General features: G+C 65.3%; 23 protein-coding genes and 1 riboswitch. Of the genes, 11 read left to right on the top strand and 12 right to left on the bottom strand.

Translation table 11 applies throughout. The annotated features are described in order from the left end of the window. Positions 1 to 40 precede the first annotated feature (40 nt). Together I6F36_RS22800 and I6F36_RS22795 are read left to right on the top strand one after the other, a co-directional pair. Positions 41 to 463 (top strand): hypothetical protein, encoded by a 423-nt coding sequence (locus I6F36_RS22800; protein WP_036040066.1) that lies wholly within the window; start codon positions 41 to 43, stop codon positions 461 to 463. A 327-nt stretch (positions 464 to 790) separates the two neighbouring features. Further along, positions 791 to 928: a hypothetical protein gene (locus I6F36_RS22795; protein WP_007614812.1), complete on the top strand. Its 138-nt coding sequence runs from the start codon at positions 791 to 793 to the stop codon at positions 926 to 928. A 38-nt stretch (positions 929 to 966) separates the two neighbouring features. On the opposite strand, the gene I6F36_RS22790 is transcribed toward I6F36_RS22795, so the two are convergent. The 3 genes from I6F36_RS22790 to I6F36_RS22780 form a co-directional block, all read right to left on the bottom strand. After that, positions 967 to 1,113: a hypothetical protein gene (locus tag I6F36_RS22790; RefSeq protein WP_036009412.1), complete on the bottom strand. Its 147-nt coding sequence runs from the start codon at positions 1,111 to 1,113 to the stop codon at positions 967 to 969. Between the two features lie 197 nt (positions 1,114 to 1,310). After that, positions 1,311 to 1,790, bottom strand: a complete 480-nt coding sequence (locus tag I6F36_RS22785; RefSeq protein WP_057027689.1) for a MaoC family dehydratase — start codon at positions 1,788 to 1,790, stop codon at positions 1,311 to 1,313. Next, complete coding sequence (locus tag I6F36_RS22780; RefSeq protein ID WP_057027688.1) at positions 1,790 to 2,242, bottom strand: MaoC family dehydratase; 453 nt, start codon at positions 2,240 to 2,242, stop codon at positions 1,790 to 1,792. The genes I6F36_RS22785 and I6F36_RS22780 overlap by 1 nt, the downstream gene beginning before the upstream one ends. Before the next feature lie 179 nt (positions 2,243 to 2,421). Here I6F36_RS22780 and I6F36_RS22775 point away from each other — a divergent pair, with 179 nt between their 5' ends. After that, a complete protein-coding gene (locus I6F36_RS22775; protein ID WP_028134403.1) occupies positions 2,422 to 2,718 on the top strand; it encodes a DUF4282 domain-containing protein in 297 nt (98 codons plus the stop codon). Between the two features lie 115 nt (positions 2,719 to 2,833). Here I6F36_RS22775 and ychF read toward each other — a convergent pair whose 3' ends face one another. From ychF to I6F36_RS22755, 4 genes are all read right to left on the bottom strand, one after another. Continuing rightward, the gene (gene ychF / locus I6F36_RS22770) at positions 2,834 to 3,931 is read right to left on the bottom strand and encodes a redox-regulated ATPase YchF (protein ID WP_225172197.1); all 1,098 of its coding nucleotides are present in this window, start codon (positions 3,929 to 3,931) and stop codon (positions 2,834 to 2,836) included. A 148-nt stretch (positions 3,932 to 4,079) separates the two neighbouring features. Then, complete coding sequence (gene pth, locus I6F36_RS22765; protein WP_225172196.1) at positions 4,080 to 4,685, bottom strand: aminoacyl-tRNA hydrolase; 606 nt, start codon at positions 4,683 to 4,685, stop codon at positions 4,080 to 4,082. 58 nt (positions 4,686 to 4,743) lie between these two features. Continuing rightward, entirely contained in the window at positions 4,744 to 5,460 is a 717-nt protein-coding gene (locus I6F36_RS22760) for a 50S ribosomal protein L25/general stress protein Ctc (protein WP_057027685.1), read from the bottom strand. A 339-nt stretch (positions 5,461 to 5,799) separates the two neighbouring features. Next, the gene (locus tag I6F36_RS22755; RefSeq protein ID WP_057027684.1) at positions 5,800 to 6,063 is read right to left on the bottom strand and encodes an accessory factor UbiK family protein; all 264 of its coding nucleotides are present in this window, start codon (positions 6,061 to 6,063) and stop codon (positions 5,800 to 5,802) included. Between the two features lie 198 nt (positions 6,064 to 6,261). Between I6F36_RS22755 and lgt the strand changes: the two genes are divergently transcribed. The 5 genes from lgt (at position 6,262) to I6F36_RS22730 (ending at position 10,962) form a co-directional block, all read left to right on the top strand. Beyond that, positions 6,262 to 7,107, top strand: coding sequence for a prolipoprotein diacylglyceryl transferase (gene lgt / locus I6F36_RS22750; RefSeq protein ID WP_036027175.1), 846 nt, complete (start codon positions 6,262 to 6,264; stop codon positions 7,105 to 7,107). 20 nt (positions 7,108 to 7,127) lie between these two features. Then, on the top strand, positions 7,128 to 8,246 hold the full coding sequence (locus I6F36_RS22745) for an SAM-dependent methyltransferase (RefSeq protein ID WP_225172195.1): 1,119 nt from the start codon (positions 7,128 to 7,130) through the stop codon (positions 8,244 to 8,246). Then, positions 8,243 to 9,010 (top strand): peptidoglycan editing factor PgeF, encoded by a 768-nt coding sequence (pgeF, locus tag I6F36_RS22740; RefSeq protein ID WP_225126825.1) that lies wholly within the window; start codon positions 8,243 to 8,245, stop codon positions 9,008 to 9,010. The genes I6F36_RS22745 and pgeF overlap by 4 nt, the downstream gene beginning before the upstream one ends. 186 nt (positions 9,011 to 9,196) lie before the next feature. Next, on the top strand, positions 9,197 to 9,814 hold the full coding sequence (locus I6F36_RS22735) for a hypothetical protein (RefSeq protein ID WP_225172194.1): 618 nt from the start codon (positions 9,197 to 9,199) through the stop codon (positions 9,812 to 9,814). A gap of 194 nt (positions 9,815 to 10,008) precedes the next feature. Next, positions 10,009 to 10,962, top strand: a complete 954-nt coding sequence (locus I6F36_RS22730) for a ribose-phosphate pyrophosphokinase (protein WP_036009398.1) — start codon at positions 10,009 to 10,011, stop codon at positions 10,960 to 10,962. Between the two features lie 123 nt (positions 10,963 to 11,085). Here the strand turns inward: I6F36_RS22730 and I6F36_RS22725 are convergent, their stop codons facing one another. Then, entirely contained in the window at positions 11,086 to 11,643 is a 558-nt protein-coding gene (locus I6F36_RS22725; RefSeq protein WP_036027167.1) for a 6,7-dimethyl-8-ribityllumazine synthase, read from the bottom strand. Between the two features lie 78 nt (positions 11,644 to 11,721). Then, positions 11,722 to 11,881, bottom strand: a riboswitch (FMN riboswitch). A 430-nt stretch (positions 11,882 to 12,311) separates the two neighbouring features. On the opposite strand from I6F36_RS22725, the gene I6F36_RS22720 reads away from it, so the two are divergent. The 3 genes from I6F36_RS22720 (at position 12,312) to I6F36_RS22710 (ending at position 15,280) form a co-directional block, all read left to right on the top strand. Further along, positions 12,312 to 12,812 carry a YbjN domain-containing protein gene (locus tag I6F36_RS22720; protein ID WP_036009392.1) on the top strand — a complete coding sequence of 167 codons (501 nt, stop codon included), beginning with the start codon at positions 12,312 to 12,314 and terminating at the stop codon, positions 12,810 to 12,812. A gap of 214 nt (positions 12,813 to 13,026) precedes the next feature. Next, positions 13,027 to 13,851, top strand: coding sequence for a pyrroline-5-carboxylate reductase (proC, locus tag I6F36_RS22715; RefSeq protein WP_225172193.1), 825 nt, complete (start codon positions 13,027 to 13,029; stop codon positions 13,849 to 13,851). Between the two features lie 67 nt (positions 13,852 to 13,918). Then, positions 13,919 to 15,280 (top strand): flagellar biosynthesis protein FlgA, encoded by a 1,362-nt coding sequence (locus I6F36_RS22710; protein ID WP_225172192.1) that lies wholly within the window; start codon positions 13,919 to 13,921, stop codon positions 15,278 to 15,280. An 18-nt stretch (positions 15,281 to 15,298) separates the two neighbouring features. Here the strand turns inward: I6F36_RS22710 and I6F36_RS22705 are convergent, their stop codons facing one another. The 4 genes from I6F36_RS22705 to I6F36_RS22690 form a co-directional block, all read right to left on the bottom strand. After that, positions 15,299 to 15,691 (bottom strand): thioesterase family protein, encoded by a 393-nt coding sequence (locus I6F36_RS22705; RefSeq protein ID WP_036009365.1) that lies wholly within the window; start codon positions 15,689 to 15,691, stop codon positions 15,299 to 15,301. Positions 15,692 to 15,876: 185 nt separating this feature from the next. Further along, positions 15,877 to 16,131, bottom strand: coding sequence for a tautomerase family protein (locus I6F36_RS22700; protein ID WP_275498569.1), 255 nt, complete (start codon positions 16,129 to 16,131; stop codon positions 15,877 to 15,879). A 67-nt stretch (positions 16,132 to 16,198) separates the two neighbouring features. After that, positions 16,199 to 17,719 (bottom strand): histidine--tRNA ligase, encoded by a 1,521-nt coding sequence (gene hisS, locus I6F36_RS22695; RefSeq protein WP_225172191.1) that lies wholly within the window; start codon positions 17,717 to 17,719, stop codon positions 16,199 to 16,201. 39 nt (positions 17,720 to 17,758) lie between these two features. Continuing rightward, a complete protein-coding gene (locus I6F36_RS22690) occupies positions 17,759 to 18,283 on the bottom strand; it encodes a YegJ family protein (protein ID WP_225172190.1) in 525 nt (174 codons plus the stop codon). Positions 18,284 to 18,421 lie beyond the last annotated feature (138 nt).

Here is an 18,421-nt window from a genome sequence, read left to right as displayed (position 1 = left end):
GGACACTCGCGCTGCGCTCAACGCGAACAGGGGAATAACGATGAACGCCATGCGTCCCGAAAAGATCGAAGCCACCGAGACCGAGACGGTCGACACCAACCTCGCCGCCGTGACCGAGGTCGAAGCCGGCATCCGCGACTTCGTCCGCAACGACATCGCCTATCTGCGCCGTCCGGCCGCGACAACCGCCGACGCGCCGCCGCTCGACCCGAGCGCGGAAGCCACCGTCAACAACGTCAACTCGCTGATCCAGCGCGTCGCCGGCACCTCGCTCGCCGAGATCGAGAATTTGATCTCCGAGCTCGAGAGCCTGCGCGACCTGCTCCACGCCGAAGGCCAGCGCGTCCAGCGCGAGATCTCCGGCTACGCCCAGCTCAGCCAGGCCGCGATGAAGTCGACCCGCATGATCGCCGACAACGTCGCGCAGTGGAAGCGCGCCGCCGACGGCCTGCGCAACAGCTGATCGCCGGCACGAACGCATCATTGGCCGCCGCGTTCCGGAAGGGAGCGCGGCGGTTTTGATTTGTTGGTGGGTCACGCAGCCGTTTCTCCAACACAGGTGTCATCACCCGCCTAGTGCGCAATTGCGCACAGGGGCGGGTGATCCAGTATTCCACCAGCGCCGGTGATTGAATCGATAGGCCGCGGCGTACTGGATGCCCCGGACAAGCCGGGGCATGACAGCGGAGAATGTGGCGCGGCCAACGGCCACCATTGAACCCTCCGGCCCACCCCGGCGACCAACGCCAAGCGCCCGTGCAGCTACGGCCGGGCTCAGGGGACATTTCAGATGGAAAGCATTCGGCCCGACACCACGGACCCGATCCCGTTACGGCCCGCGCCGAATCAATTCGGCACGATCATGCTGCGCTTTGTCGGGCTGCTGGCGGTTGCGATCGCCATCCTGGCGTTCGTCTATAGCCGCTGAGCTGCGGCCGGATGCCGGCCGCGATCGTTAACGAATTCTTACCGGGCCGCTTCCGCGGTCGAGGCTTCCAGCGTGTAGGCGCCATCGGCGTAGCCCTTCGCCACCATGCCCGCGACCAGCATCACGGCCAGCGTCGCGGTCGCGAAGATGAATCCAACAAATTTGAGTGCGCCGCGATCAGCCATGGTCCTCGTCCCCTGTCGTCTGCCTATTCGTTTCAAATAGACAGCGACAGGTTCATAATTAGTTAGCAACTGACTGGTTCCGCGAAACTGCTTCGCCGTAACCATGTTGCGCAGGCTTATGGCAGCCACCCGGAATCGCGTCCATAGCGCGCGGGCAACACTCGCGCACTCATTTGCCCGTTCATCTTGGAACAGATCTAACCGCCCTTGCGCAGCGGCACGAAGGCGGAGGCGGTGATGGAATAGACCTCCTCGCCGCGCTGGTTGGTGCCGGTGGTGCGGGCCGTCAAAATGCCCCAGCCGGGACGGGAGGCCGAGGTGCGCTTGTCGATGACGACGTTGACGTAAGAGACGGTGTCGCCGGCGAGCACCGGCCTGATCCAGCGCAGGTCGCGAAAACCCGGCGACGGGCCCCACACCGCGACCTCCTCGCCGCGCGAGGCGGCCTCGCGCGCCAGACGCTGGCCGTCGGCGACAAGCAGGCTCATGCAGGCCGAGCCGACATGCCAGCCCGAGGCCGCGAGCCCGCCGAACAGCGAGTTCTTGCCCTCCTCCTCGTCGAGGTGAAAGCGTTGCGGATCGAACTTGGCGGCGAAGGTCTTGATCTTTTCCGCGGTGAACGTATAGGCGCCGATCTCGCGGCGCTGACCGATCGCGATGTCTTCGAAGAACCGCATCAGGCCGCTCCCTCGCGCCGCTTGATCAGGATCGGCGAGATCATCTCGGCGAGCGCCTGCCCCGCCGCATTGCGCGCGGTGCATTTGAACTTGACGATGCCGAGCTCAGGTCGGCTCTTCGAGGCCCGCGCTTCCAGGACATCGACGTCGAGCGTGAGATCGTCGCCAGGCCGCAGCGGCGACAGCCAGCGCACCTCGTCGACGCCGGGAGATCCCAGCGACGCGGCGCGGGTGATGAAGCCGTCGGCCATCATCCGCATCATCAGCGAGCACAGGTGCCAGCCCGAACCGGACAGGCCGCGCAGCATGCTCTCAGCTGCTGCCGCCTCGTCGAGGTGCATCGGCTGCGGATCGAACTCGGCGGCAAAGGCCAATATCTCGTCGCGGGTGACGTGGCGCGGGCCGAACGTTCCGAACCGGCCAGGCGGGAAATCTTCGAAGGTCAGGGTCATCTCGGGAAAGCTTTGCGGGAATGACAGATTGTGGCCGCACTTTGCGGCAATCTCAACCCGCCGGCCCGCATGGCTCGTGCTACATACTTGAGATCGGCGTTGATTTGAGTCGGATCGATCGACGGCCGAAGCCCGATTTGAAGTCCCGATTTGCCTTGCGATTTGCCTTGGGGAGAGCAATGTTCTCATTCAGCGACCTGTTCCAGTGGGACCGCTTCATCACGCCGACGATCATCAAGACCTTCTACTGGCTGGTGATCGCGCTGATCTGCCTGTTCGGGCTCTCCGGCATCTTCTCAGGGTTGGCCGCGATGGCGATCAGCCCATTCGGCGGCTTCCTGGTGCTGCTGTCGTCGATCGCCAGCGTCGTGGTCGGCATCGTGTTCTCGCGCATCGTCGCGGAGCTGATCCTGATCGTCTTCCGCATCAACGAGCATCTCGGCGCGATCCGGGACCAGGGATCAGGGATGCGGTGATTCCCGTCATTCCGGGGCGCCTCGAAGAGGCGAGCCAGGGAATCCATTGAGCCACAGAACAAGCGTATAGATGGATTCCGGGCTCGCGCTTCGCGCGCCCCGGAATGACCAGCTCCTACGTATTAAACCTGAAATGCATCACGTCGCCGTCGGCGACGACGTAGTCCTTGCCTTCAAGGCGGAGCTTGCCGGCATCGCGGGCACCGGCTTCGCCGCCGAGCGCGACGTAATCGTCATGCGCGATGGTCTCGGCGCGGATAAAACCCTTCTCGAAATCGGTGTGGATCACGCCGGCCGCCGCCGGCGCCTTGGTGCCGCGATAGATGGTCCAGGCGCGCGCTTCCTTCGGGCCCACGGTGAAGTAGGTGATGAGGTCGAGCAGGGTGTAGCCGGCGCGGATCAGGCGATCGAGGCCGGCTTCTTCGAGGCCCAAGGTCTCCAGGAAGTCCGCGCGCTCGTCACGCGAGATGGTCGCGATCTCGGATTCGATCTTGGCGGAGATGACGACGGCAACCGCGCCCTCCTTCGCCGCCTGCTCCTCGACCGCCTTGGAGAAGGCGTTGCCTGTCGCGGCCGAGCCTTCCTCGACGTTGCAGACATAGAGCACGGGCTTGGACGACAGCAGGCCGAGCATCGAGAAGGCCCGCTCCTCCTCCGCCTTGCGCTCGACGAGGCGCGCGGGCTTGCCTTCGCGCAAGAGCACCAGGGTGCGGTTGACGAGATCGAGCTGCTCCTTGGCGTCCTTGTCGTTGCCCTTGGCCTTCTTGGTGAGATTGTCGACGCGCTTCTCGAGGCTGTCTAGGTCCGCGAGCATCAGCTCGGTCTCGATGGTCTCGATGTCCGCGAGCGGGGCGATCTTGCCTTCGACATGGGTGATGTCGGAATCTTCAAAGCAGCGCACCACATGCGCGATGGCGTCGACCTCGCGGATATTGGCGAGGAACTGGTTGCCGAGGCCTTCGCCCTTGGAGGCGCCGCGCACGAGGCCGGCGATGTCGACGAAGGTCAGCCGGGTCGGGATGATCTGGCCCGACTTGGCGATGGCCGCGAGCTTGTCGAGCCTGGGATCGGGCACGGCGACCTCGCCGACATTCGGCTCGATGGTGCAGAACGGATAGTTCGCGGCCTGGGCCGCGGCCGTCTCGGTCAGCGCATTGAACAAGGTCGACTTGCCGACATTAGGCAATCCGACGATCCCGCATTTGAATCCCATGGTGGTCCTCTATCCGTATTCGTCATGGCCGGGCTTGACCCGGCCATCCACGACTTCAACTCGCTGCACCAAGAACGTGGATGCCCGGGACATCTAGCGCGAAGACGCGCTTTCGCGCTTCTGCCCGGGCATGACGGAGAACCTAGCTCTAGTCCTTGCCGTTCTCGTCCTTGGTCAAAAACCCCTTCGCCTGCATGGCCAGATGCACCCTGTTGGCGAAGGTTGCGTCCGTGCCCTTGGCAAGCAGTGCGGCGTGCTCGGCCACCGCATCGCAGAGCGTCGTCACCCATTCGTTGTCGGCCTTGGCGAAGTCCGACAGCACATGGCCGTGCACCAGCTCCTTGACGCCGGGATGACCGATGCCGAGGCGCACGCGGCGATAATCGTTGCCGATATGCGCCGAGATCGAGCGCAGGCCGTTGTGGCCGGCAATGCCGCCGCCGATCTTCACCCGCACCTTGCCTGGCGGCAGCTCGAGCTCGTCGTGGAACACGGTGGTGTCGCCCGCGGCGATCTTGAAGAAGCTCGCCGCTTCCTGAACGCTGCGTCCGGACTCGTTCATGTAGGTCGTGGGCTTGAGCAGGATCACGCGCTCGGGTCCGAGCGCACCTTCCGAGGTCTCGCCCTGAAAGCGGCGGCGCCACGGCGCAAAACCATGACGCCGCGCGATCTCGTCGACGGCCATGAAGCCGATATTGTGGCGGTTACGTGCGTATTTCGCGCCGGGATTGCCGAGCCCAACAAAGAGTCGCATGACGCGGCGCGCCCCCCGCTCGGCGCGCGGTCAAGGACCGCGCGCCAGCTTCGAGAGATTACTTCTTCTTGTCGCCGCCGGCGGGAGCCTTGGCAGCAGCGGCAGGAGCAGCAGCCGGAGCCGCAGCACCAGCGGCCGGAGCAGCCGCAGCGCCCGGGGCCGCACCAGCAGCGGCAGCCGCAGCAGCGGCCTTCTGCTCTTCGGCGTAACCGGACGGCGGCACGATGGTGACGAGGGTCGCGTCCTCGCGGGTCAGCGCCTTGACGCCGGCCGGCAGCTTGACGTCGGCCAGATGCAGGGAGTGACCGATCTCGAGCGAGCCGACATCGGCCTCGATGTACTGCGGGATGCTCTCGACGCCGCATTCGAGCTCGATCGCGTGGGCGACGATGTTGACGGTACCGCCGCGCTTCACGCCCGGAGAGGTTTCCGCCTTCACCACGTGCAGGGGAACGCTGATGCGGATGGTGGCGCCTTCGCCCAGCCGCATGAAGTCGACATGGATCGGGAAGTCCTTGACCGGATCGAGGTGATAGTCGCGCGGAATGACGCGGTGCTTCTTGCCCTCGAGGTCGATGTCGACCAGCGTGGTCAGGAACCGGCCGGCAAGGATGCGCTGGCGCAGTTCACGATCCTCGATCGAGATCGTCAGCGGGGGCTGGTTGTTGCCGTAGATCACTCCGGGCACTCGCCCGGCGCGACGCTCAGCCCGGGCGGCCCCCTTGCCGCTCTTCGGACGCGCGGTCGCCTTCAATTCCTTGACGGTCGTCGCCATGTCGTTAAGTCCTTGTTTTTGCAAAAGTTAATGGGCCGCAAGGCGGCCCATGGCATAGTCCACAGCAAGCCTCCAGGGGTGCGGGGGCCGCGGACGTGGCGGGCTTTTACCCGGAAGCTGCGGAAATGACAAGGAGAATGGGCTGGTACCCTCCCCTGGGAGGCCCGGGTCCTTACCCTCCCTTGGAGGGGGAGGATCGGCTCATATGGAGCGTAGCAAAACGTGAGCCGGGGTGGGGTGACAGTCTCTCGATCGAGGCGGTGCCCGAGTGGAGAGATCACCCCACCCCGGCGCTACGCGCCGACCCTCCCCCTCCAGGGGAGGGTAAGAGACCGCGCTTTACGACGTCGGGGTCCCCCCGAGCTTCGCCTCCAGCGCTGCGAGCCGCGCCTTCAGGGCTTCGTTCTCCTCACGCGCAAGGCGCGCCATGTCCTTGACCGCCTCGAACTCCTCGCGCTTGACGAGGTCCATGTCGCGCAGGAATTTTTCGGCCTGGCTGCGCATCACGGAATCGAACTCGCGCTTGACGCCCTGGGCAGCACCGGCGGCGTCGTTCATCAGGCGGCCGATCTCGTCGAAAAACCGGTTGTTGGTCTGGGTCATTGTGGGCCTCCGATAAACTTTGCGCGAACACGCAGAATGACAATGGCAATCCGACGGGGCCGGTTCAAGAGCGAAGCGGCGGTATCCTTGTCATGCGCCGGTTTCCTTGCAATCGTATTCAACGTCCCTGCATAAGAGGAATCACGGGGCGTCTGCCGGCGCCGACCGCCGCGATCCCGCTTGGACACAGAAGGCGCGATGCCGTTTCTGCTCATCGACTTCCCCGCCTTCAACCCGATCGCGCTCGAGATCGGTCCGTTCGCGATCAAATGGTATGCCTTGGCCTATATCTGCGGCATCGTGTTCGGCTGGCTTTATGCCCGCGCCCTGCTGAAGAGCGAACGCCTGTGGGGCGGACCCGCGCCGATCTCGCTGCTTCAGATCGACGACTTCATCCTGTGGGTCACGCTCGGCATCATCGTGGGGGGCCGCGCCGGCTACGTGCTGTTCTACAACCTGCCCTTCTTCATCGATCATCCCGCCGCGATCTTTAAGTTGTGGGAGGGCGGGATGTCGTTCCACGGCGGCTTCCTCGGCTGCGTCGTCGCGGTGATGTGGTTCGCCTGGCGCAATGGCATCTCGATCCTGTCGCTCGGCGACATCACCACCGCGGTCGCCCCGGTCGGGCTGTTGCTCGGACGCATCGCCAATTTCATCAACGGCGAATTGTGGGGCCGCGCCACCGACCCGACCCTGCCTTGGGCGATCATCTTCCCCAACGATCCGACGCAGTTGCCGCGGCATCCGAGCCAGCTCTACCAAGCCGGCATGGAGGGCATCCTGCTGTTCACGGTGCTCGCGATCATGATCCGGTTCGGTGCCTTGAAGCGCCCCGGCATGATCCTCGGCGCCTTCATCCTGGTCTATGGTCTGGCCCGCATCGCCGGCGAGCATTTCCGCGAGCCGGACGCGCAGCTCGGTTTCCTCTGGGGCGGATTAACCATGGGCATGCTGCTGTCGATCCCGATGCTTATCGTCGGCCTCATTCTTATTGTATTGGCAGTGAGGCGCGGTGCGCCGACGCCCGTCCAGGCCATTCGTTAATTCATTTCGAGAAGATCGCCGTGACCGACCAGCCGCTGCTCAACGAGATCAAGGCGCTGATCAAATCTTCCGGGCCCATGCCGGTCTGGCGGTACATGGAACTGTGCCTGATGCATCCGCGCTACGGCTATTACGTCTCGCGCGATCCGCTCGGGCGCGAGGGCGACTTCACCACGGCGCCCGAAGTCAGCCAGATGTTCGGCGAGCTGTTGGGGTTGTGGACCGCCTCGGTCTGGAAGCAGATGGGCTCGCCGCCATTCCTGCGGCTGATCGAGCTCGGCCCCGGCCGCGGCACCATGATGGCGGATGCGCTGCGCGCGCTCCGCGTGCTGCCGCCGCTCTACCAGGCGCTCCACATCCACATGGTCGAGGTCAATCCCGTGTTGCGGGACCGGCAGAGCGCGACGCTGGCGAACGTGCGCAACATCGCCTGGCACGACAGCATCGACGAGGTGCCGGAGGGCCCCAGCATCATCCTCGCCAACGAATATTTCGACGTGCTGCCGGTCCACCAGATGGTCCGGCTCGAAAACGGCTGGCATGAGCGCGTGATCGAGATCGATCCCAACGGCAAGCTTCAGTTCGGCGCGGCGCCGGAGCCGACGCCGCGCTTCGACGTGCTGCTGCCGCCCCTGGTGCGCGCCGCCCCGATCGGCGCCGTGTTCGAGTGGCGGCCGGACGGCGAGATCATGAAGCTCGCCGCGCGCGTGCGCGACCAGGACGGCGCGGCGCTGATCATCGATTACGGCCACCTCCGCAGCGACGCCGGCGACACGTTCCAGGCGATTGCGCGCCACAGCTTCGCCGATCCCTTGAAGGCGCCGGGCCAGGCCGACGTCACCGCCCATGTCGATTTCCAGGCGCTGGCGCGCGCGGCCGAGGACGTCGGCGCGCGCGTGCATGGGCCGGTGACACAAGGCGACTTCCTCAAGCGGATCGGCATCGACACCCGCGCCGCCGCCTTGATGCAGAAAGCAGCGCCCGACGTTGCCACCGACATTTCGGTGGCACTCAGGCGCCTGACCGATACCGGGCGTGGCGGCATGGGCTCGATGTTCAAGGTGCTCGGCATCTCCGAGCCGCGGCTGGCAAGCCTTGCCGGCCTCAGCGATCTCGAACAGGCAGGAGAGGCCTCATGACGATAGCTTCGTCGCTGCTGTCGGCCGTGCCCGGCCTGCGCCATGCCTTCTTCACCCGCGAAGGCGGCGTCTCCGGCGGCATCTATTCCGCGCTGAACGGCGGGCTCGGCTCCAACGACGACCAGACCCTGGTCGCCGAGAACCGGCGCCGCATGGCCGAGCATGTCGGCGTTGCGCCCGAGCGCTTCCTCAGCCTGCACCAGATCCATTCGCCCGACGTGCTGGTTGCCGAGGCACCGTGGCCGAGCGGGCCACGGCCGAAGGGCGATGCGCTGGTGACGAAGACGCCAGGCATCGCGCTCGGCGTCTCCACCGCCGATTGCGGGCCGGTGCTGTTCGTCGATCCCCAGGCGCGCGTGATCGGCGGCGCGCATGCGGGCTGGAAGGGCGCATTGACGGGCGTGCTGGAAGCCACCATCGCGGCGATGGAGCAGCTCGGCGCCACGCGCGGCGGCATCATCGCCGCGATCGGCCCCTTGATCCGCCAGGACAGCTACGAGGTCGGCAACGAGTTCGTGGCGCGCTTCATCGAACAGGATGCCGAGAACGCTGTGTTCTTCATCCCCTCGGTGCGCGAGGGCCACGCGATGTTCGATCTCGCCGGCTTCATCCGCAAGCGGCTGGAGGCCGCCGGCATCCTGATGATCGACGATCTCGGTCTCGATACTTACGCCGACGAGCGCTTCTTCAGCTATCGCCGTTCGGTGCATCGCAAGGAGCCGGATTACGGCCGCCACGTTCACGCGATCGCGCTGGAAGGGTGAACACAGGGGCAACCCCGTGTCATTCCGGGGCTCGCGAAGCGAGAACCCGGAATCCATCGTGCGGCAATTCACGCCGCGAAATGGATTCCGGGTTCGATGCTTGCGCATCGCCGCGGAATGACAGTGCGGATGTGTCGCGCCTGCCCTAGACCTTAATCGATTTTAACGATATCGCTGCCCTCCATAATGAGGGACGCGTCATTCATCTTCCGCCGCGCGGGTTCGCGCGTGCTGGCGGTCATGCTGCTGGCGGCGGCGGCCGCGCTGGGCGGCTGCGCCGGCGGCGGCGGCACTGCCGCCAATTCCTATGCGATGGCGCCGAGCGCCGGCAGCGGGGCCACTATCGCCTTCGAATCGATCGACGGGCCACCTCCGCAAGTGTTCGACCGCATGGTCGGCGTGCTCGACAGCGAATCCAAGCTGCGCAGCCTGTCCGTGGTCTCGCGCGAAGGTACGGCTGCCTATCGCGTGCGCAGCTACCTCTCCGCCCAGGTGGTGCGCGGCAAGACCGTGATCGCCTGGGTCTGGGACGTCTACGACGCCAATCAGCAGCGCGCGCTGCGTCTCTCCGGCGAGGAACCGACCTCGGCCAAGGGCGGGCGCGACGCGTGGTCGGCTGCCGACGACCTCGTGCTGCGGAAGATCGCCCAGGCCGGATTCAGCGGACTTTCCAACATGTTTAACGGAACGCCGGATGCACCCGGCGCGGCTCCGGCATTGCGCGGACCGGCGGTGGCCAGCGTCGTCAAGGACGCTCCCGCGCCGGACATGCCGGCATCAGCGCTCGGCTATGCCGAGCAATAACCCCCGCTAAACCACGGCCTCAACTTGCGGCCAAGCCGTTGGCCCGACTCAGGATTTTCGAAGGGAAAACGTAGCATCCCGGGTTGCCATCGCGGCCTTCCGCCTGATATTTCCTCGCCCGTCGTAACCGTGCTGCCAGCGGGTATTCTCAGATGTTGAAGGTCGTATCCAGCAAAGCGCGGGAGGAAGCGTCCATGTCGGCCAAAAACGGCTCCATCAAGCTCGTCGCCGGCAACTCCAATCCGGCCCTCGCCCAGGCGATCGCGCAAGGGCTCGACCTGCCGCTGACCAAGGCGGTGGTGCGGCGCTTCGCCGACATGGAGATCTTCGTCGAGATCCAGGAGAACGTCCGCGGCTCGGATGCCTTCGTCATCCAGTCGACCTCGTTCCCCGCCAACGACCATCTGATGGAATTGCTCATCATCACCGACGCGCTGCGCCGCTCCTCGGCGCGCCGCATCACCGCAGTGCTGCCCTATTTCGGCTACGCCAGGCAGGACCGTAAATCAGGCTCGCGCACGCCGATCTCGGCCAAGCTCGTCGCCAACATGATCACGCAGGCCGGCGTCGACCGCGTCATGACGCTCGACCTGCATGCCGGCCAGATCCAGGGCTTCTTCGACATCCCGACCGACAACCTGTTCGCCGCGCCGCTGATGGTGCGCGACATCAAGGACAAGTTCGACCTGACCAAGACGATGGTGGTCTCGCCCGACGTCGGCGGCGTCGCCCGCGCGCGTGGCCTCGCCAAGCGCATCAACACCCCGCTCGCCATCGTCGACAAGCGCCGCGAGCGGCCGGGCGAGTCCGAGGTCATGAACGTGATCGGCGACGTCTCCGGCCACACCTGCATCCTCGTCGACGACATCGTCGATTCCGGCGGCACGCTGGTGAACGCGGCCGATGCGCTGCTCGCCAAGGGCGCCAAGGACGTCTACGCCTACATCACCCACGGCGTGCTCTCCGGCGGCGCGGCGGCGCGCATCGCCGGCTCCAGGCTGAAGGAGCTGGTGATCACCGATTCGATCCTGCCGACCGACGCGGTGACCAAGGCGCCGAACATCCGCACCCTGCCGATCGCCAGCCTGATCTCGGATGCGATCGCGCGCACGGCGGCGGAAGAATCGGTGTCGAGCCTGTTCGACTGATTTGATCTAGCACCGTCATTCCGGGCGGCGCGTCACCGCCGAACCCGGAATCCATCTTGCAGCAATCCGTGTCGATCAATGGATTCCGGGCTCGCGCTGCGCGCGCCCCGGAATGACCATTGCCTACCCCACGATCCCCGCCGCGACCTGGCCGCGCAGGCGCTCCAGGCCGTGCAACGTCTCCGCGCAGGCGGTCGCGACCTCGACGCCCTTGATCGCAAAGTGCTTGCGGAAGAAATCGTAGTGCACCTCGGTCTCGTGGAATTGCTGCGGCGTCAGCACGGCCGAGAACACCGGCACCTCCGTGCGCAGCTGCACGTCCATCAGCGCCTTGATCACGGTATCGGCGACGAATTCGTGGCGGTAGATGCCGCCGTCGACGACGAGACCGGCCGCGACGATCGCGGTGTAGCGCCGCGTCTTGGCGAGGACCTGCGCGTGCAGCGGGATCTCGAACGAGCCCGGCACCTCGAACACGTCGACATGGGTGAGGTGGCGGGCTTCTGCCTCCTTCATGAAGGCGATGCGGGCTTCCGCGACCACGTCGCGGTGCCAGCAGGCCTGCACGAAGGCCACCCGCTGCGGCTTGGCGAAACGCGGATGCGCAGGGGCCGGATCCACGGGAACCGGCGGCGGCGTTTGGGACGTTTCGGTTTGGGGGTCTTGCAGCATCTGATTCATGGCTTTCCTCGGTTTAAGGACCAGAATCAGGGCACACGGAACGACAAACAGCCGCATCGTCTCGATGCGTCTGCCAGCGACCGTTCTCTTTCATCCGGACTTTAACCGTCGGCTTCGGAGTTGCACCGAATCTGCTGACCCTTCCGTTCGGGATAAACCCTTGCGGAAGGCGCTCGCGGGCTTGGGCCTGTCGACCCTTACCGCCGGTGGGGACTTTCACCCCGCCCTGAGAACATCGGCCGTCCGGGATGAACGGCCTATCAGGAAATATGCCGCCGCCGGGCAGTCGCGGCAAGCGTGTTCCGCATGGGCCAAGCGCATGGTCCCATGCCCGCACGGCGGTCCGGCCCTCGCCTCACGGAATTTGCGGCGAGCTTTTTGCCGAATCCGATTCCGGTTTGTTCTCGTCCGTTAAGAATTGTGGCGGAGATGAGCTGTGGACGAACGAGTCCTGGCTTGTGGACGGACTCGCGACCCCGTTGCGCAGATTCCGCAAATCACATCACTTGATCCGCGACAGGCCCGCGCTGATCCGAGGGATCGCAACAGCGACTCCGAGGGATTGCAAAGGCTGATCCGAGGGACGCCGCAGCGACGTTTAGGGAGTGCGCGCCGGGCCCAACCGCGTGCGTATCAAAGACAACAAGAAGGCAAGAGGTCGAGACGGCATGTCCCTGCTCGAAGGCACTATCGATTCCAGAAACCATCCGCTCGCGGTGGTCGAGGACATCGCCGCCAGCAACAACTGGCCGTTCGAACGCTCCGGCGAGGACGAGCTCACGATTGTCTCCAAGGGACAATGGACCGACTACCAGCTCTCCTTCACCTGGATGGGCGAGATCGAGGCGCTGCATCTGGCCTGCGCCTTCGACATGAAGATTCCGCCCGCGCGCCGCGGCGAGGTGCAGCGGCTCGTTGCCGCCGTGAACGAACAGCTGTGGGTCGGCCATTTCGACCTGTGGACCACCACCGGCATGGTGATGCACCGCCAGGCCCTGGTGCTGCCGGGCGGCCTTACCGCCTCGCCGGCGCAATGCGAGGTCATGCTCGCCGGCGCCATTCATGCCTGCGAGCGCTACTTCCCCGCGTTCCAGTTCGTGGTGTGGGCCGGCAAGAGCACGGCGGAGGCGATGGACGCGGCAATGTTCGATACGGTGGGGGAGGCGTAGGGCCGTAAGGGAGCCAACGCTCCGTGCCCACGTCATCCCGGACAAGCGCGCCCAAAGCGCGCGCCGATCCGGGATCCATACTGCGTGATTTCGCTTGTGGCACGCGGCTTGTTGCCGACACCTCGATCCACTAGAACCGCCTGGGGTTATGGGTCCCGCCCCCGTGCGCAATTGCGCACTAGGCGGGGACGACAGCAAACGCGTGGCAACGGCGATGGCAAACAATCCTCTCCAAAGCATCTCCGGCACCATCCTGCTCGCCGGCGCCGGCAAGATGGGCGGCGCGATGCTGACCGGATGGCTTTCGGGCGGGCTCGATCCGCGCCGCGTCGCGGTGATCGAGCCGCACATTGCGCCCGAGATCTGCGCGCTGGCCGCCAAGGGCCTCGCGCTCAATCCTGATGTGAAGACCGCAGGCGCCGTCGAGACGCTGGTCGTGGCGGTGAAGCCGCAGATGTTCCGCGAGGCCGGCGCCAAGCTGAAACCGTTCGTCTCGGACAAGACGTCGGTGGTCTCGATCATGGCGGGCACCACGATCGCTGCGCTCCAGGAGGTCTGTGGCGGCGCCGTGGTGCGCGCAATGCCGAATACGCCGGCCGCGATCGGCCGCGGCATCACCGTCGCTGTTGCCGCGAACGACGTCAGCGCCTCGCAGCGCGCGGTGGCCGATGCGCTGCTGCGCGCGACCGGGGCGGTCGAATGGGTCGAGGACGAAGGCTTGATGGACGCGGTCACCGCGGTGTCCGGCTCGGGCCCGGCCTATGTGTTCCTGCTCGCCGAAGAGCTCGCCCGCGCCGGCGTCGAAGCGGGATTGCCCGAAGCGCTGGCGACCAAGCTCGCCCGCGAGACCGTCGCCGGCTCCGGCGCGCTGCTGCACCAGTCGGAGCTTCCCTCCGCCACGCTGCGCCAGAACGTCACCTCGCCCGGCGGCACCACGGCCGCAGCGCTCAGTGTGCTGATGGGCGAGCCGGGCCTGCGCGAACTCATGATCCGCGCCATCGCCGCGGCCACGCAGCGGTCGAAGGAATTGGCGAAGTAGACGGATCAGAGCGCTTCGGCGGCCGAATGCGCGGCGATCCCGGTCGTTGCCGATAGGGAGAGCAATCGTGAACCTCTACGCGAAACTTCTCGAACGACAGGCCGAGCGGCGCCCCATCAAAATCGGACTGATCGGGGCGGGCAAGTTCGGCGCAATGTATCTCCATCAAGTCCTGCGTACGCCGGGCGTCCATCTCGTTGGAATTGCTGACCTGTCCCCATCGCGTGCCCGCGAAAACCTGTACCGGGTGGGGTGGCGCCCGGAGCAGTTCGCCGCGACCTCACTCGGGGATGCTCTCAAGTACGGCACGACCTTCCTGACCGACGACTGGGAAGCGCTTGTGAAGTGCGAAGGCATCGAGGTGATCGCAGAGTGCACCGGCAATCCTGTCGCGGCGGTCGAGCACTGCCTCGGCGCCTTTTCTGCAGGCAAGGCCGTCATCAACGTGACCGTCGAAGCCGACGCCTTCTGCGGACCGATCCTCGCGCAGAGAGCCAGGCAGGCCGGCGTGATCTACAGCCTGGCCTATGGCGATCAGCCGGCTCTCGCTTGCGACCTCGTAGATTGGGCGAGGGCCTGCGGTTTTCCCGTCGTGGCAGCGGGCCGTGGCCACAAATGGCTGCCGCATTACCGGGAATCGACGCCCGAAACGGTCTGGGATCACTGGGGATTGTCTGCAGAGCAAGCTGCGCGCGGGGGCATGAATCCAAAAATGTTCAACGCGTTCCTCGACGGCTCCAAGCCTGCGATTGAATCTGCCGCGATCGCGAACGCAACCGGCCTGGAGGCGCCCTCGCATGGCCTTGCATTCCCACCGGGATCGGTCGACGACATCCCCACGCTGATGCGCCCCCGTTCGGAGGGCGGCATCCTGGAATCCAAGGGCCAGGTCGAGGTCGTATCCTGCCTGACGGCCGAAGGCAGGCCCATCCCCAACGACATCCGCAAGGGCGTGTGGGTCTGTTTCGAAGGCGACAGCGATTACATCCGCAACTGTTTCCAGGAATACAGCGTCGTCACCGATCCGAGCGGTCGTTACATGAGCTCCTACAAGAAGTGGCATCTCATAGGGCTGGAGCTTGGAATTTCAGTTGCCTCGATCGCTCTGCGCAATGAGGCGACAGGCGTCGCCACGACGTTCAACGCCGATGTTGCTGCCACAGCCAAGAAGGACTTGCGCGAGGGAGACATGCTCGACGGAGAAGGCGGCTACACCGTCTTCGGCAAACTGACGCCCGCCAGCACCTCCCTTGAAAAGCGCTATCTGCCACTCGGGCTTGCGCACAATGTGCGATTGACCAAGGCGGTAGCCAAAGACACGTGCATCACCTGGGCGGATGTGGCGATTGACGAGAGGCTGTCTGCCGTGCGTCTCCGCATGGAGCAGGAAACGTCGTATTCGTCTCCAAAAGCGCGGAAGGTGGATTAGGCGAAATCCACAGCCGCGTTAAGCCCCGAGCCGCTTGTTGAACATCTCGACATTGACGAGCCCGCGGGCGTGGCGGCCTTCGCCGAGCTTGCGCGGGCCCTCGAATGCCTCAACCTCGAAGCGAATGACGCGGCGCTCGACCGCGACCACCTTTGCAGTGGTCCGCACGGTCGCACCGACGAGCGCGGCGGCAAGATGGCGGATGTCGACCTCGGTACCGACAGTGACCCAGCCCGGCTGAAGCGCTGAGCGGATCGCATCACCCGATGCCATCTCCATCTCCAGGATCATCATCGGCGTCGCGTAGACAAAAGGCATGCCTGACACGAAATGCCCGACGGTGCGCTCCACCGGGACCACCAGCGTGCGCTCGGCGCTCATGCCTGTTGTGATGAAGTCGCGTGCGTCCATGGACCCCTTACACTCAGTGTCGTCCCGGACAAGCGCGCCTTAAGCGCGCGCAGATCCGGGACCCATAACCACAGGATCAAGTTTGGCGAAGACTCGGAGTTACCAGCTGGCCCAATACCACTCCCTGTGGTTATGGGTCCCCGCCTTCGCGGGGACGACAGCGGTGAATGCAGAACCGTCGACCGCTACTTCTTCGCCGCCGCCGCACGCTCCACGAAGGTCTTGCCGCCCTTCATCTTGTGACGGAGCGGGGCTTCGTTGATCTGGATGACGACGGCATCGGCATCGACGCCGAGATTCTTCACCAGCGCCTGGGTGATGTCGCGCATCATGCCGGCCTTCTGCTCGTCGGTACGGCCTTCGGCCATGCTGATGGTGATCTCAGGCATTGTTCTCTCCCTGCTGCTGTCGTCATGGCCGGGCTTGTCCCGGCCATCCACGTTCTCTTCTATCAAACAAGACGTGGATGCCCGGGACAAGCCCGGGCATGACGCGGCCTGCGAATAGCTAGCCCCACTTCACGTCATGGCGGCCCAGGACCTCGCGCACTTTTGCGACGAGATCGGCTTCGCTGCACGAGAACTGCGCCGGCCGGGTCTCGCGCCATTCCTGGTTGGAGGCGATCGCAGCGGCCGCCTTGGCGCCCTCGATCAGGTCCTTGACCTGCACTTCGCCGCGCGCCTTTTCATCCGAGCCCTGGATGATGACGCAAGGTGAGTTGCGGCGATCGGCATATTTGAGCTGGTTGCCCATGTTCTTCGGGTTGCCCAGATAGAGCTCGGCGCGGATGCCCGCGGTACGCAAGCTCGCGACCATCTTCTGGTAGTCGGCCACGCGGTCGCGGTCGAACACGGTGACGACGACCGGGCCGAACTCGGGCCGCGTGTCGAGCTTGCCGAGCAGCGTCAGCGCGGCCTGCAGCCGCGACACGCCAATCGAGAATCCGGTTGCCGGCACCGGCTCGCCGCGGAAGCGCGAGACGAGGCCGTCATAACGCCCGCCGCCGCCGACCGAGCCGAAGCGCACCGGGCGGCCCTTCTCGTCCTTGGTATCGAGCAGGAGTTCGACCTCGTAGACGGGGCCGGTGTAATATTCGAGGCCGCGCACGACCGAGGGATCGATCTTGATACGATCCGCGCCATAGCCCGAGGCCGTGACCAGTTTTGCAATCTCTTCCAGCTCGCTGACGCCGGCCTGACCGACTTCGCTCTTGGCGAGATAGGTTTCTGCCGCGGCAATTGCTTCTCTCCAATCCTCGCGCGGCTTGGTGATGGCGAGAACAACATCGGCTTCCGCCGCGCTCAAATTGGCGCCTTTGGTGAAGTCGCCCTTGCCTTCCTCGCCGCCATCCCAGCGTCCGGGACCGAGCAGCTTGCGCACTTCATCCGCGGAAAACTTGTCGAGCTTGTCGATCGCACGCAGCACGGTCAGTCGGCGCGCCGCATTCTCTTCACCCGCGAGGCCAATGGCTTCCAGAACGCCGTCGAGCACCTTGCGGTTGTTCACCTTCACCACGTACTGGCCGCCCGCGATGCCGAGCGCCTCCATCGTGTCCGCCGCCATCATGCAGATCTCGGCGTCCGCCGCCGGCGTCGCCGAGCCGACGGTGTCGGCATCGAACTGCATGAATTGGCGGAAGCGGCCCGGGCCGGGCTTCTCGTTGCGGAAGACGTAGCCGACGCGGTAGCTGCGATAGGGCAGCACCAGACCGTCGGTGCCGTAGCGCTCACCGACATAGCGCGCGAGCGGCGCGGTGAGGTCGTAGCGCAGGCTGATCCATTGCTCGTCGTCGTCCTGGAACGAGAACACGCCCTCGTTGGGGCGATCCTGGTCGGGCAGGAATTTGCCGAGCGCGTCGGTGTATTCCATCGCCGGCGTTTCCACCGGCTCGAAACCGTAGAGTTCGTAGACGGCGCGGATCTTTTCGACCATCTCGCGCGTCGCCCGGATCGCGGCGGGGTCGCGATCCTCGAGCCCGCGCGGCAGGCGCGCCTTCAGTTTCTGGGGTTTTTTGGGTTTCTCGGCCATGCGGGCGTTTACCAGCCGCGGCGCGGGGCGGCAACTGCCCTACGGCTGCTCCATTCGCGCCCGGAGCGCGTCCGCGTCGGCCTTCGGCAGCGATTTCAGCGTCGGCTTGATGGTCTCGCCGCCGACGATCTTGCCGTTGCGCATGAACATCCAGTCCGAGATGTCGGCCTCCGCGAACTTGACCTTATCGCCGGCTCGCTTGCCCGGCAGATCGCGCGGCTCGTTGGCGAAGACACCGGTCAAGCTCCCGTCGGGCTGCTTCTTCACCTCGCCTATCCAGATGTGCTCGCCGCCCTTGCGGGTCGTAAAGCGCACCTTCAAAGCGTGACCGGCCTCCGACGGCTTGGGCGATTCATAAGAGGCCCAGAAGGTCGGCAGCGAGCCGCGGGCGCGAGCGATCGCGGTGTTCATCTCGGGATCGCCGGTGCGCACATCGACGATCGGCGAGCGGTCTTGCGCAGCAACCTCGTGCGTCGGGCCGACGGTCAGGATGCCGAAAACGCAAACGCCGGTGATGGCGGCGAGAACGACCCATTTCATGGGTTGGGAGAGCTTTGTTGCCATGATCGCGATGTCCGGGACGCTTGTTGTGTCCTGGCTTTGTCGCACGTCGGCAGCAGCACGTTCAGTGCGCAATAAGCTACAAACGTTGCGCTTTTTACCCTCCCCTGGAGGGGGCCCGGGACGAGCGTAGCTCGCCCG

This window comes from Bradyrhizobium sp. BRP19, assembly GCF_020194195.1.
Classification (GTDB): domain Bacteria; phylum Pseudomonadota; class Alphaproteobacteria; order Rhizobiales; family Xanthobacteraceae; genus Bradyrhizobium; species Bradyrhizobium yuanmingense.
The sequence above is the reverse complement of the archived record's forward strand: the minus strand, read 5'-3'. Positions and strand labels throughout refer to the sequence as shown.

Coding starts and splice junctions, on each gene's coding strand:
- I6F36_RS22795 (WP_007614812.1), top strand. CDS start 791: ATGGAAAGCATTCGGCCCGACACCACGGACCCGATCCCGTTACGGCCC.
- pth (WP_225172196.1), bottom strand. CDS start 4,685: ATGCGACTCTTTGTTGGGCTCGGCAATCCCGGCGCGAAATACGCACGT.
- lgt (WP_036027175.1), top strand. CDS start 6,262: ATGCCGTTTCTGCTCATCGACTTCCCCGCCTTCAACCCGATCGCGCTC.
- I6F36_RS22720 (WP_036009392.1), top strand. CDS start 12,312: ATGTCCCTGCTCGAAGGCACTATCGATTCCAGAAACCATCCGCTCGCG.
- I6F36_RS22690 (WP_225172190.1), bottom strand. CDS start 18,283: ATGGCAACAAAGCTCTCCCAACCCATGAAATGGGTCGTTCTCGCCGCC.
- I6F36_RS22800 (WP_036040066.1), top strand. CDS start 41: ATGAACGCCATGCGTCCCGAAAAGATCGAAGCCACCGAGACCGAGACG.
- pgeF (WP_225126825.1), top strand. CDS start 8,243: ATGACGATAGCTTCGTCGCTGCTGTCGGCCGTGCCCGGCCTGCGCCAT.
- I6F36_RS22760 (WP_057027685.1), bottom strand. CDS start 5,460: ATGGCGACGACCGTCAAGGAATTGAAGGCGACCGCGCGTCCGAAGAGC.
- I6F36_RS22705 (WP_036009365.1), bottom strand. CDS start 15,691: ATGGACGCACGCGACTTCATCACAACAGGCATGAGCGCCGAGCGCACG.
- I6F36_RS22790 (WP_036009412.1), bottom strand. CDS start 1,113: ATGGCTGATCGCGGCGCACTCAAATTTGTTGGATTCATCTTCGCGACC.
- I6F36_RS22775 (WP_028134403.1), top strand. CDS start 2,422: ATGTTCTCATTCAGCGACCTGTTCCAGTGGGACCGCTTCATCACGCCG.
- I6F36_RS22730 (WP_036009398.1), top strand. CDS start 10,009: ATGTCGGCCAAAAACGGCTCCATCAAGCTCGTCGCCGGCAACTCCAAT.
- hisS (WP_225172191.1), bottom strand. CDS start 17,719: ATGGCCGAGAAACCCAAAAAACCCCAGAAACTGAAGGCGCGCCTGCCG.
- proC (WP_225172193.1), top strand. CDS start 13,027: ATGGCAAACAATCCTCTCCAAAGCATCTCCGGCACCATCCTGCTCGCC.
- I6F36_RS22735 (WP_225172194.1), top strand. CDS start 9,197: ATGAGGGACGCGTCATTCATCTTCCGCCGCGCGGGTTCGCGCGTGCTG.
- I6F36_RS22725 (WP_036027167.1), bottom strand. CDS start 11,643: ATGAATCAGATGCTGCAAGACCCCCAAACCGAAACGTCCCAAACGCCG.
- I6F36_RS22780 (WP_057027688.1), bottom strand. CDS start 2,242: ATGACCCTGACCTTCGAAGATTTCCCGCCTGGCCGGTTCGGAACGTTC.
- I6F36_RS22785 (WP_057027689.1), bottom strand. CDS start 1,790: ATGCGGTTCTTCGAAGACATCGCGATCGGTCAGCGCCGCGAGATCGGC.
- ychF (WP_225172197.1), bottom strand. CDS start 3,931: ATGGGATTCAAATGCGGGATCGTCGGATTGCCTAATGTCGGCAAGTCG.
- I6F36_RS22755 (WP_057027684.1), bottom strand. CDS start 6,063: ATGACCCAGACCAACAACCGGTTTTTCGACGAGATCGGCCGCCTGATG.